Raw genomic sequence first — 12,518 nt, forward strand, 5'->3', positions numbered from 1 at the left:
ATGGATAATTTTCAAGTTGCAGTAGAAATTTGCCAATCCATAATTGGCAGAAAGACCAACGTTACTGATGAAGAAATCAATAATGCCATCAGACAAGTAAAAAAAATCTGCGCCAATGTCGATACCGAAAAATTAAAAAACGATTTGCTATCAATGTATAGTATCCAAATTGATACATTTCAGATTTTAGAAGGTAAAGAACGTAGAGAACCTTGGCTTAAAGATTTTAAAGCAAATAAGAAATCCAATTGGGCATTCTGGTTGCGCTACACGTCATATTTGGAAAAACAAAAGAAATTTGCTCCAAGTATTATTATGCAACTAGATAATTTAACAGACAAAATACTAGATAAATTATTTAACCCTCAACGTCCTGATATTCAAATAAACAAGAAGGGATTAGTAGTCGGTCAAGTACAATCAGGCAAAACCGCAAATTACACAGGACTTATTTGTAAAGCTGCAGACTCCGGTTTTAACCTGATAATTATCTTGGCTGGTATCCATAACAATCTACGAAGTCAAACACAAACTCGACTTGATGAAGGCTTTCTAGGCTTTGATACTCAATTTGAAAGAGTATACGCCAATAACCAAAAAAATAAAATTGGAGTTGGTCTCATTCCGGGTTTTTCCACGGCCATTGCAAATTCTATAACAACAAGTGCAGAAAAAGGAGATTTTACCAAAAAAGCTGCCCAAACATTAGGAATAAATTTCAATACTCCACAACCATTATTGCTAGTTGTCAAAAAAAATGTTGCAGTATTAAAACGTTTGCATATTTGGCTACAGACACAAACAATTAATAATAAAATAGCAGATAAAGCTCTTTTAATTATTGATGACGAAGCTGACAACGCATCAATCAACACTAATAAAAGAGAGAATAATCTTGACCCAACAAAAATAAATGAAAATATCCGTAAAATTATTTCATTATTTAATCGCTCGGCTTACGTTGGATATACAGCCACTCCATTTGCAAATATCTTTATCCCTCAAGATGAAGAAGATTTATTCCCCCGAGATTTTATTATTAATATCCCCGCACCAACAAACTATATCGGCCCGGAAAAGGTTTTCGGGACATCTATTATTCCCAATAATATTGATGACGATTTACTACCAATAGTTTCTCCAATTAATGATTATGAGTTTTTTGTTCCACAAGGGCACAAAAAAGATGATGCCAAACCGACGTTCAATGATATCCCAGAATCATTAAAAACTGCAATAAAATCTTTCATCATTACTTGTGCCATTCGTATCGCAAGAGGTCAAGAAACAAAACACAATTCAATGCTTATACACGTTTCTCGTTTTCAAACATGGCAGAATCATATTAAGGAATTGGTAGAAAAACTATTTCATTATTACAAAAGCGAAATTGAAGCAAACGATACTTCAACGATGGCAGAATTTCAACAATTATTAGAAGTTGATACTCCACAATATAAATCTTTCAAAACAGTTACAACTGAAATTCTGTCCTCCCGACTATATGATATTGACAATTGCTTGATGATTCACTCATGGGAAGAAATCAAACCTTTACTCTATAAAGCCGTTCAAAAAATCGAAGTGAAATCTATTAATGGAAGTTCCGGAGATAGTCTGACATATTATGAATATGAAAAAACAGGGATATCCGTCATTGCCATTGGTGGGGACAAACTTTCACGAGGGTTAACCTTGGAAGGCCTTTCTATAAGTTATTTTTTAAGAGCATCAAAAATGTACGATACTCTACTACAGATGGGACGTTGGTTTGGATATCGCCCAGGTTATGTCGATTTATGTCGTCTATATACAAGTACAGAACTCAATGAATGGTTTCGCCACATCACAATTGCAAGTGAAGAATTAAAGGAAGAATTCAATTACCTAGCCGAATCAGGAGGTACTCCCGAGAACTACGCCCTAAAAGTACGGACACACCCCGGTTGTCTACAAATCACGTCTCTCGCAAAAATGCGTTACACGCAACAAATAGATGTATCGTGGGCTGGACGTTTGATTGAAACTTATCAACTTCCAATGGATAGAGGGAAAAAGAAAAAGAATCTTATTGCAACAGACTATTTATTAGCCAATCTTGGTAATTACGAACAAAAAAATAATAATTACCTCTGGCGTAATATTTCCCCGGAAATTATCTGCGATTATTTTACAAAATTCAATGTTGCTGATAATTTGAAGAAGGTTAATTTAGATTTAATATGTACATATATACGAGACCTTATAAAGGAAAAAGAATTAACCTCATGGAGTGTTGTTTTAATGAATAAAAGCAAGACTACTGCACGACATAAATTTTCAAACGGTATCGAGGTTGGCTGTTTTGACCGTAATCGTGCAGATGATACGGACAAAAATACATATTACATTCGTAAAAATCATATTGTCGGCAATCAACAAGATGAATTTATTGATTTAGAAGACACGTTATTAAAGGATGCGTTAAAAAGAACAGAACAATACAAAAAAGACAAAGGGCAAATTTGGGACAAGGATTATCCCGCACCCGAAATTGTACGCCAAGAATTTAGACCTCATACAACCCCTCTCTTACTTATTTATCCGCTCAACCCTGTATGTGCAAACGTGAAAGACTTACAAGGGAATATAATTGCAGATACAATTACATTTAACCCAGAAGATGAACCATTCATTGGGTTTGTAATCTCGTTTCCTAATAGCAAATCTCGAATTGCAATTTCCTATCGGGTCAATCAAGTTGCAGAATTTGCGGAAACAGAGGATATGTTTGACGCTACAAATGACAATATATATGATGAGCAATAAATATATATCCCAAATCTGGGCAATATTAGAAAAAGAAAAAAATATAGGACTTGTTAAACGCCTTTGCCCGAACACTACTCGAAGCCATATCTATGCCACCTATCAATATCCTGAAGGATACTATGGCATTGCGTTTACTTTTAATAAAAAAATTCGTATAGATACCTCTTCTTTCAATAATTTGAAAGAATTAAAAATATTACTCGTCCCAGATTCGACCTTTACAAATTCCCATTTGTTGATAATTCAATTACTCCAAGCCAATAATTGCAATATTTTTGAGGCCTTATGTGAAAACCTCATACAATCAACAATACCCGCAAGCACAGAAGAGGAAATTGCCAAAACCGTTGTCAATCAATTAGGAAAGTGGAAGACATTATTTGATAAGAATAATTCAACAGGTCTTACCCCTGCCGAGCAACAAGGACTTTATGGCGAACTTCACTTTTTACAAAAATTACTTTCATTAGAAATAAATCCACGTGATGTATTACACGCTTGGGTTGGAGCAGATAAAGCTCTACGTGATTTTCAAGGAGACAATTGGGCATTAGAAGTTAAAACGACTTCAACTAATAACCCTCAAAAAATTATCATAAACGGTGAAAGACAATTAGACGAAACTCTTTTAAAAAAACTCTTTCTATATCACCTATCCGTCGAGATTTCAAACGGGAATGGTCAAACGTTATGTCAAAAAGTTTTAGAGATTCGAAAAACTCTTGGAAATGATATATCTGTACTATCTATATTTAACGCAAAACTATTTGAAGCTGGTTATTTCGATAAGCACGAGTCATTATATCAAAAAAGATATTACTTAACTAGAAATGAAAACTATTACAAGATAGAAAATGAATTTCCCCGAATAAAAGAAAATGAATTACGCAAAGGAATTAGTGATGTAAAATACACCATTATTCTTGCCACATGCGATGAGTACTTGGTAAATGAGAATCAAATTTTCAATACACTAAAAAATTATGAACGAAATAAATAAATTTTATCAATCCTTAATACAGGATATCATAGCTTTTCAAGCAAGTAATGAAGAAGGAGACACTCAAGAACAAATTTTCACTCGTATTGCTATATATATGTTGTCTGACGCGGGAGAAACAGAAAATGCGGATGTAGCGTATGACGAGAAAGATTTTGGAAAAAAGGGACAACATAAAATAAACGCTTACGCCTTATCTGAAAATTACGAAACTGTAGATTTATTTATCTCCATTTTTGAAAACACCAACGAAATCAAAACCATCGCAAAATCAGATATCGATACAGCGGCCAAACGAATCACTAATTTTTTCCGTAAAGCTATCTATAATGACTATGTAAACGAAGTCGCAGAATCTTCTCAAATTTTTGAGTTTGCCAATACCTTGGCGAACTACTCTGAATTAAAGGAAAATCTCGTACGAGTAAATGCATTTATCCTTACCAATGGTATCTACAATGGAGAAATTCCTCAAAACACCCAAATATGCGGTTATAATGTGTTTTATCGAATAGTCGATATAAATTTCCTATACAAAATCTCAGAACAAGCTCGTGTACCAATTGAACTTGATTTCGAAAATTTTGAAGGAGAAAAATTTGATATTCCATGCCTTGCTGCAAACATCAATAACCCAAACTATAAAGCATATATTGCTATTATTCCTGGCACTTGTTTGGCAAAATTATATGAATGTTACGGGGCAAGATTACTAGAACAAAATGTACGTTCATTTTTGCAATTCACCGGAAAGATTAACAAAGGAATCCGGGCCACAATCAAAAATGAACCCCATATGTTTCTAGCATTCAATAATGGGATTGCAGCAACAGCCGACCATATTGAATTAGACGACACTAATCATTTTATTAGAAAAATCAATAACCTACAAATAGTAAATGGAGGACAGACAACAGCTTCAATTTATAATTCCGCTAAAAAAGATAAGGCCGATATCTCAAATATTTTTGTTCAAGTCAAGTTCTCCATTATAGAAAAACAAGACTTGTATAGTGATATTGTTTCTCGTATCTCTCGATATGCCAACACTCAAAATAAGGTTAATGATGCTGATTTCTCAGCAAATAATCCTGCATTAATCGCCATCGAAAAACTGTCTCGTTATATACTTTCACCAATAACACCCCGAAGCAACATACAAACATGTTGGTTCTTCGAACGTGCTAGAGGACAGTACAAAACATTACGGAGTCGTGAAGGTTTTACCGTTTCACGGCAAAAAGCATTCGACCTAAAATATCCAAAGAACCAAATGTTCACAAAAACTGAGTTGGCAAAATATATCAACGCCTATCAAGAAGTTTGGAACGGGAAAAAACTTGCAATCGGTCCACACATTGTTGTCAGAGGTAACGAAAAAAACTATGCACGTTTTATCAATGACAATTTACCTGATAACATCAAGTTTATAGATAACATATATTTCGAAGACACCGTTGCAAAAGCTATATTATTCAAAGGTACAGATAAACGTTACGGTACAAAAGTCAGTGGTAACAACATCGGGGAAATGAAACAAGTCGTTGTACCCTACGCAATCTCATTACTCAATCTCATTACGAATAATCGACTTAATCTATACAAAATTTGGAAAAATCAGCAAATCTCTCAACAACTTTCAGATTTTCTTTATGAATTGATGAAACAAGTGAATCAATTTATTCTTGACAAATCACCTGTTTCACATTACATCGAATGGGCTAAAAAAGAAGAATGCTGGAATCAAGTGAAAGAACATGAATGGGATGTCAATATTGACGAGATAAGTGTAGATTTAATCGATGTTAGCAATCCGCCAAAACGCAACTTAATTAGCACAAATGAAGAATCAGAAGACTCTCGTCAACATGAAGAAAACATTATCCGCTCTATCCCCTTTTCTCTATGGAAAAAAATTGAAGAATGGGGACAAGATAGCGGATTTCTTACTATCAATCAACAATCGAACGCAAGTAGTATAGCATATAAAATAAACACATAGCGAAAAAGTAAATTTGGGCAAAGCGTAGCGAATTAGCTGATAGAGTGTTCGTTACGCTTTGTTTTTCTATGGGGCAGAGCCAACGAAATACCACCTCGAAGCCAAACAGCGCAAGAGTTCAGTTACCACCTCATTACCCCCGTAACGGGTGTGAATTTCTTGCTAAATGGTTCTGTTTCTGTGATTTGCGTAATTTTGCATAGCAGTCGGTAACTCACTAATAACTAATTTTGTAACCAAAAAAAGGAGTGAGTTATGCGAAGTACATTCAAGGTATTATTTTACGTGAAGAAAGGCAGCGAGAAGCCGAACGGCAACCTGCCTTTAATGTGCCGTATCACGGTGGACGGCGAGATTAAACAGTTCAGTTGCAAGATGGACGTTCCCCCACGGTTGTGGGACGTGAAAAACAGCCGTGCTTCGGGCAAGAGCGTCGAAGCGCAGAGAATCAACCTTGCGGTAGATAAAATCCGTGTGGAGGTAAACCGCCGCTATCAAGAGTTAATGCAGACGGACGGATATGTTACCGCCGCCAAACTCAAAGACGCCTATCTTGGTATCGGCATCAAGCAGGAAACCTTGCTGAAGCTGTTCGAGCAGCACAACGCCGAGTTTGAGAAGAAAGTCGGGCACAGCAGGGCGCAGGGTACATTTACCCGTTATCGGACGGTCTGCAACCATATTCGGGAGTTCCTGCCCCATACCTACAAGCGTGAGGACATCCCGTTAAAGGAACTCAACCTCACGTTCATCAACGATTTCGAGTATTTTCTGCGCACGGAGAAGAAATGCCGCACCAATACCGTGTGGGGCTACATGATTGCGTTGAAGCACATCGTTTCGATAGCGAGAAACGACGGACGTTTGCCGTTCAATCCCTTTGCCGGATATATCAACTCTCCCGAAAGCGTGGATAGGGGCTACCTCACCCAAACGGAGATACAGACGCTCATGGACGCACCCATGAAGAATGCCACCCATGAACTTGTACGGGACTTGTTCGTCTTTTCGGTGTTCACGGGTTTGGCGTATTCGGACGTGAAGAACCTCACCGCCGACCACCTGCAAACATTCTTCGACGGCAACCTTTGGATAATCACCCGAAGAAAGAAGACCAACACCGAATCGAACATCCGTCTTTTGGACGTTCCCAAGTGTATCATAGAGAAATACAAGGGACTGGCTCGGGACGGTCATGTTTTCCCCGTTCCGAGTAACGGCAGTTGCAACAAGATACTCAAAGAGATAGGCAGACAATGCGGCTTCAAGGTACGTTTGACCTACCATGTTGCAAGACACACGAACGCCACGACCGTGCTTCTGTCGCACGGCGTACCCATCGAAACGGTGAGCCGTCTTTTGGGGCATACCAACATAAAGACCACCCAAATTTACGCCAAAATCACCGCCCAGAAGATAAGCCAAGACATGGAAACCCTGTCGCACAAGTTGGAGGATATGGAGAAGAATATCTGCCGAGCCATCTAATTAAAAACAGAATCCCGATGAAAGAAGAAAGGAACATTATCACGATGGACGGGCAGGGCAATATCTCCCTGCCGAGCGATATAGGTGCAACCGCCATGACCGAGCGGGAAATCTGCGAACTGTTCGGGGTTATCGCCCCGACGGTTCGGGCAGGGATAAAGGCACTCTGCAAAAGCGGAGTTTTGAAAGAGTACGGCATAAAACGCCTTATCCGCTTACCGGAGAGAAGTTACATCGAGGTTTACAACCTCGAAACGATAGCCGCCCTCGCTTTCCGTATCGAGTCGTTCGGGGCGGCGAAAGTCCGCAGGGCATTATTAGAGAGGATTATACACGGGCGAAAAGAGAAAACGACGGTATTCGTGTCGGTTGTTTCGGACGGCAAGCCCAACAGCCGTTGGAAAGCATGATGATACACCAACATATCAACATACCAACATGCAAACGTACCAACATACCGGCATGCAAACATGCAAACCTATCACTATGGTGATATATATTGCAGGTTCTATTCCTCTTTTCAGAGGAAAGCGGAGCAATCATTTCCGTTTACAAAGGCAAAGCAAGCACGGGGCTTTATGTCGGCTAAAAGGTCAGGCGGCTGCGCCGTTTCCCGATAAATCTTCCTCTCGCTTCGCTGCGAGCGTATTTATCGGGAAAACCTTGTATCCGACCGCCCCGTGCAAAAGAGCCTTTGAAAACGGAAACGACCGCCCCGCCGCCCACCACCGACCGAAAGGGAAAAATAATAAGGTGGGGGTTACGGGCAAGCAGGCGGCAGGGACAGCCACCGCCGAAAGGCAGACGGGCAGACGGACGGCACGCCGCAGGGTATTTGCGGAGAAAATACCGTAGCTTATTAGGGAATTTTCCGAGCCGCAATACTACGTATCGCTGAAAATTCCCCAATAAGGCAAGGGGCAAGCCCCTCTGCACACCCCATCGGGGACGGCATTTGCCGCCCCCGAAGATACGGAAAATCATTGTTTCACAAGTCAAGGAAGAAAGGAAAAATATATGGGTTTCGTAGTTTTACACATGGAAAAGGCGCACGGCAGCGACAGCGGAACGACCGCACATATCGAGCGTTTCATCATACCGAAGAACGCCGACCCCACACGCACGCACCTGAACCGCAGGCTTATCGAATACCCCGACGGGGTGAAAGACCGTTCGGCGGCTATACAGCAGAGATTAGAAGAAGCGGGGCTGACACGCAAAATCGGAAGCAACCAAGTACGGGCAATCCGCATCAACGTGTCGGGAACGCACGAGGACATGAAGCGGATAGAGGAAGAGGGGCGTTTGGACGAGTGGTGCGCCGACAATCTGAAATACTTCGCCGACACGTTCGGAAAGGAGAACATCGTGGCGGCTCACCTGCACAGGGACGAGGAAACGCCGCACATACACGTTACACTCGTCCCCATCGTCAAGGGAGAGCGAAAGCGCAGGAAAAGGGAGGAACAGACGAAGAAGCGATACCGCAAGAAGCCGACCGACACCGTGAGGCTGTGCGCAGACGATATTATGACACGGCTGAAATTGAAGTCCTACCAAGATACCTATGCCGTGGCGATGGCGAAATACGGGCTGCAAAGGGGCATAGACGGCTCGAAAGCTCGTCACAAGTCCACGCAGCAGTATTATCGGGATATACAGAAACTCTCCGACGACCTCAAAGCGGAAGTGGTGGATTTGCAGCAGCAGAAAGAAACGGCACGGGAAGAACTAAGACGGGCGAAAAAAGAAATACAGACCGAGAAGCTGAAAGGGGCGGCAACCGTCGCAGCCGCCAACATCGCCGAGAGTGTCGGTTCTCTTTTCGGCAGTAACAAGGTCAAGACGCTGGAAAGGGAGAACACCGCCCTGCATAGGGAGGTAGCCGACCACGAGGAAACCATCGAAGCCCTGCAAGACAGAATACAGACCATGCAGGCAGACCACAGCCGACAGATGGCGGAAGTAGAACGGAAGCACCGCAGGGAGATAGCGGACAAGGAAACGAAGCACAAGGAGGAAATATCTTTCTTGAAAACGGTAATCGCAAAGGCTGCGGCATGGTTTCCCTATTTCCGTGAAATGCTCCGTATCGAAAACCTTTGCCGCCTTGTCGGGTTCGATGAAAGGCAGACCGCAACGCTCGTCAAGGGAAAACCGTTGGAGTATGCAGGGGAACTCTACTCGGAGGAACACGGACGGAAATTCACGACCGAAAGGGCAGGTTTCCAAGTGCTGAAAGACCCCACGGACGGGGCTAAATTGGTTCTTGCCATCGACCGAAAGCCCATTGCCGAGTGGTTTAAGGAACAGTTCGAGAAGTTAAGGCAGAACATACGCCGACCTATACAACCGCAAAGGAAAGGCAAGGGATTCAAGCTATAAATGTTAAATCCTGCCCGATTTGCCGAAAAAAGTGCGGTACGCCGTTCGTGGTGTACCGCACTTTTTTTATATTTGTTCGCAAGGTGATATACTTGAAGAAAATAACAGCTGATTTCGCTGTTAGCACAATGTTATGCGGCAGCTTAAAAGACGACACCAAACCAGAAAAATCATCTTGACAACCACCCGACTTTGAACTACGAAGGATGAAATTTTTCAGGGACAACTTCCAGCATTTCCAAAAAACAGTTTACCCATTGACTTGGAGACAAACAAACAATTTGAGCATTAAGGTTTAAACCGAATTTTTCCGAAATTGACCTGACCTGACTTTTCCTGAAAATCGACTTTAAAGCTGTTTTTACAGATAAATCAGGTTTCTCTAACAGACAGGAAATAAATGCTAAGTATTTGGCTTTAAACTTAAAATCAAAAAATAACTGTTTTCTTTTAATGTTTAACAGGGCTGATTTGACAGTTGGCGGTGGAAAGAAACTTTCAGGACCTACCTCATAGACAAGTTTCAAATCAAAAAAAGTATGATAGAAAACGGTATATGGATTGTAAAGCTTCCTCGAAAATAACTTTTGTGTAGGTTCTAACTGAAGGACAATGGAACCTCCCAGAAAATTTCCAAGACTCTCAAACATCAGGATTTTGAAAATATCGGAAGTAATGCCATAAGGAATATTTGACACCACTTTGAAAGGAAATTTCGGAACTGCAAAATTCCTAAAATCACAACCGACAACTTGAACATTTCGGGCATCAGAAAATAATTTTCGTAAATGTTCAACCAAAGCTGTGTCGTTTTCAATAGCAACAACATTGTTGGCGATTTTTAATAAATGAACAGTAAGAAACCCCTTGCCTGCCCCAATATCTAAAACCGTATCCTGATTACTTATATTTGCTTGTCTTATTGCATCTTTTATTAGCACTTTATCAATAGTAAAGTGCTGACCCGTAAAACGAACGGGCAATTTCTTTTTTGTCATTAGTAACTTCTTACAGGTGAATACTTGACTGCAAATTTAGTAACTTTGCTTGATAAATTAACGAGAAAGAAGAGAAAATGAAAACCGACCGCATAACATCACCTATACGCAAGCAGGGGTTTCGTGCTTCGTAGGACAGTTAAGTGGTAAATTTAAAGTTCAGTTCTTCGTAGGAAGTTCAGTGGTTAAAATCCCTGCCTGCGTATAGCTGAGAACCGTTAGCAACCCATAAAGCGAAAACAAGATGATAGTAGAAATAGAACAACTTACAGAAAAAGATTTTGTACAAGGAAGTCTGTCTTATGAGTATAATTTCCATATTTCAATATGGAATGAATCAACTCGTGTCGAAATATCTAATAAACAAGGAATTGACAATATATCTATTCTCCCTATAATTAAATCTGTTTTAGTGTGGGTAAATAATAATAAAGAAATCTGCACAGAAACAGCAATAGAGGAAGGAATGATTAGACTTGCTGAAGAATGGATAAAAGATGAAGATTCTAAAGTAACAAACGAAAAAGATTGTTATTTGACGGCATATGAGGAAAAAGTATTTTTACCTATAACTCAAACTGATTTTTATAATAGCTTAAAGGTGCAATCTATTTATTTTTCTGTTGAGGAAGGGATAACAGATATAAACATGTATATAAGTTGTTCCCCTGATTATTATGCAGGTCATGTTATATGGTATAGTCTATATACCAAAGAAAACGGAAAAATTGAATGTGAATGTAATGGATTAGAAGGATAGAACAGGTTGCTAACAAACAGATGAAACATTGAAAATGGTTTATCTGCCGAACATTATCCACCGAATATTACGATAATTAGAATAAGTTAAGTATGAGAACAATTCCATTTATAATGTTATTCTTGAGTTGTAGCTTGTATGCAGTAGCTCAACTCAACATAATCCCCAAGAATGACGGTTTGAAAGAGTACACTGTGCAGAATGCACAACCTTATGACAGCCTTACAAACGTGGAAAGTCGGAGTTTTGCTTCATTGCCCGGCCAGACCCTCTATATGCATGGAGCGAAAAATGACAGTCGTGGTTACTACGAGGTATTCTTCACGGGCAACTTCCTCGATGGTGAGAAGCAGCCGGTATATCAAATGGATGGTGTAAGTGTAACTCCTGCAAAATCTGTGGTGGGAAAGTATTATGAGGTTCTGAAAGTCTGGACTAAAGGAACAGGATGCTGTATTCTGTTGCGTGAAAAAGAAAGTGGAGATGAAATTTACTACAATCCTTATCGTTATCCTCTATGTATGACCTGTTTGGGCTTCTATGAGAAGCTGAAAAGATACATTGGGCAGGCATTCTTCTCACTTGCCAAACGGGTAGAAACCGAGGACGGACAAATCATAACACCGCCTGAAGGTACTGAATACCATTGTATGGATATAGGCTTGAAAATGAACAGTGACGGGGCGTTTCTGATTATGGAGGGGGCAGACAGCGTTAAGGTAGAAGCCTTCCCAATAGGTGATGAAGTTTACGAGTTCGTAAGTGCCAAGCGTATTTCCTTGCTGAAAGAACAGTATGGCGATAATTTTGGCAAGCAGATAGCGTTCAGGAAAGTAGATACCGGAATGACGAAAGAAATGGTTGTCGTTGCGTGGGGTGAACCTTATCGGAAATCAGAAATAAAAAAGGAAAACGGAACGCTTGAAACATGGAGTTTTTCAGATAATCGTTATGTGGAACTGTTTAATGGAAAAGTGTTGAATGTTCGTGTCTATTAGTACGCTACAAACCTTATTTTGCAAGTAAGAAAATGAGAACACCTATCATAATCATACTTTTGGCAACCGTATTTAC

Annotated in this window: 10 protein-coding genes; 9 read left to right on the forward strand and 1 reads right to left on the reverse strand. The window is 40.1% G+C overall.

The genetic code is table 11. The features are described 5' to 3' along the window. The 7 genes from H8S64_RS16095 (at position 1) to mobV (ending at position 9,686) form a co-directional block, all read left to right on the forward strand. Entirely contained in the window at positions 1 to 2,808 is a 2,808-nt protein-coding gene (locus tag H8S64_RS16095; protein ID WP_186977416.1) for a Z1 domain-containing protein, read from the forward strand. Continuing rightward, positions 2,795 to 3,811: a PD-(D/E)XK motif protein gene (locus tag H8S64_RS16100; RefSeq protein WP_186977418.1), complete on the forward strand. Its 1,017-nt coding sequence runs from the start codon at positions 2,795 to 2,797 to the stop codon at positions 3,809 to 3,811. The genes H8S64_RS16095 and H8S64_RS16100 overlap by 14 nt, the downstream gene beginning before the upstream one ends. Then, positions 3,795 to 5,813, forward strand: coding sequence for an AIPR family protein (locus H8S64_RS16105; RefSeq protein ID WP_186977420.1), 2,019 nt, complete (start codon positions 3,795 to 3,797; stop codon positions 5,811 to 5,813). The genes H8S64_RS16100 and H8S64_RS16105 overlap by 17 nt, the downstream gene beginning before the upstream one ends. A gap of 255 nt (positions 5,814 to 6,068) precedes the next feature. Continuing rightward, positions 6,069 to 7,301 carry a site-specific integrase gene (locus tag H8S64_RS16110; RefSeq protein WP_005867000.1) on the forward strand — a complete coding sequence of 411 codons (1,233 nt, stop codon included), beginning with the start codon at positions 6,069 to 6,071 and terminating at the stop codon, positions 7,299 to 7,301. A 17-nt stretch (positions 7,302 to 7,318) separates the two neighbouring features. Continuing rightward, positions 7,319 to 7,711 carry a hypothetical protein gene (locus H8S64_RS16115; protein ID WP_005866999.1) on the forward strand — a complete coding sequence of 131 codons (393 nt, stop codon included), beginning with the start codon at positions 7,319 to 7,321 and terminating at the stop codon, positions 7,709 to 7,711. Positions 7,712 to 7,787: 76 nt separating this feature from the next. Continuing rightward, the gene (locus H8S64_RS16120) at positions 7,788 to 8,156 is read left to right on the forward strand and encodes a hypothetical protein (RefSeq protein WP_195527776.1); all 369 of its coding nucleotides are present in this window, start codon (positions 7,788 to 7,790) and stop codon (positions 8,154 to 8,156) included. Between the two features lie 162 nt (positions 8,157 to 8,318). Continuing rightward, the gene (gene mobV, locus H8S64_RS16125) at positions 8,319 to 9,686 is read left to right on the forward strand and encodes a MobV family relaxase (RefSeq protein WP_117682424.1); all 1,368 of its coding nucleotides are present in this window, start codon (positions 8,319 to 8,321) and stop codon (positions 9,684 to 9,686) included. Between the two features lie 197 nt (positions 9,687 to 9,883). Here the strand turns inward: mobV and erm(F) are convergent, their stop codons facing one another. Continuing rightward, the gene (gene erm(F) / locus H8S64_RS16130; RefSeq protein WP_004295323.1) at positions 9,884 to 10,684 is read right to left on the reverse strand and encodes a 23S rRNA (adenine(2058)-N(6))-methyltransferase Erm(F); all 801 of its coding nucleotides are present in this window, start codon (positions 10,682 to 10,684) and stop codon (positions 9,884 to 9,886) included. Between the two features lie 244 nt (positions 10,685 to 10,928). Between erm(F) and H8S64_RS16135 the strand changes: the two genes are divergently transcribed. Together H8S64_RS16135 and H8S64_RS16140 are read left to right on the forward strand one after the other, a co-directional pair. Beyond that, positions 10,929 to 11,444, forward strand: coding sequence for a DUF2262 domain-containing protein (locus H8S64_RS16135; protein ID WP_115485009.1), 516 nt, complete (start codon positions 10,929 to 10,931; stop codon positions 11,442 to 11,444). A gap of 92 nt (positions 11,445 to 11,536) precedes the next feature. Beyond that, positions 11,537 to 12,442, forward strand: a complete 906-nt coding sequence (locus H8S64_RS16140) for a hypothetical protein (protein WP_117682422.1) — start codon at positions 11,537 to 11,539, stop codon at positions 12,440 to 12,442. Positions 12,443 to 12,518 lie beyond the last annotated feature (76 nt).

The sequence above is a fragment of the Butyricimonas hominis genome (assembly GCF_014287455.1).
GTDB classification, from domain to species: Bacteria; Bacteroidota; Bacteroidia; order Bacteroidales; family Marinifilaceae; genus Butyricimonas; species Butyricimonas muris.

Coding starts and splice junctions, on each gene's coding strand:
- mobV (WP_117682424.1), top strand. CDS start 8,319: ATGGGTTTCGTAGTTTTACACATGGAAAAGGCGCACGGCAGCGACAGC.
- H8S64_RS16120 (WP_195527776.1), top strand. CDS start 7,788: ATGGTGATATATATTGCAGGTTCTATTCCTCTTTTCAGAGGAAAGCGG.
- H8S64_RS16110 (WP_005867000.1), top strand. CDS start 6,069: ATGCGAAGTACATTCAAGGTATTATTTTACGTGAAGAAAGGCAGCGAG.
- H8S64_RS16115 (WP_005866999.1), top strand. CDS start 7,319: ATGAAAGAAGAAAGGAACATTATCACGATGGACGGGCAGGGCAATATC.
- H8S64_RS16140 (WP_117682422.1), top strand. CDS start 11,537: ATGAGAACAATTCCATTTATAATGTTATTCTTGAGTTGTAGCTTGTAT.
- H8S64_RS16105 (WP_186977420.1), top strand. CDS start 3,795: ATGAACGAAATAAATAAATTTTATCAATCCTTAATACAGGATATCATA.
- H8S64_RS16100 (WP_186977418.1), top strand. CDS start 2,795: ATGATGAGCAATAAATATATATCCCAAATCTGGGCAATATTAGAAAAA.
- H8S64_RS16135 (WP_115485009.1), top strand. CDS start 10,929: ATGATAGTAGAAATAGAACAACTTACAGAAAAAGATTTTGTACAAGGA.
- H8S64_RS16095 (WP_186977416.1), top strand. CDS start 1: ATGGATAATTTTCAAGTTGCAGTAGAAATTTGCCAATCCATAATTGGC.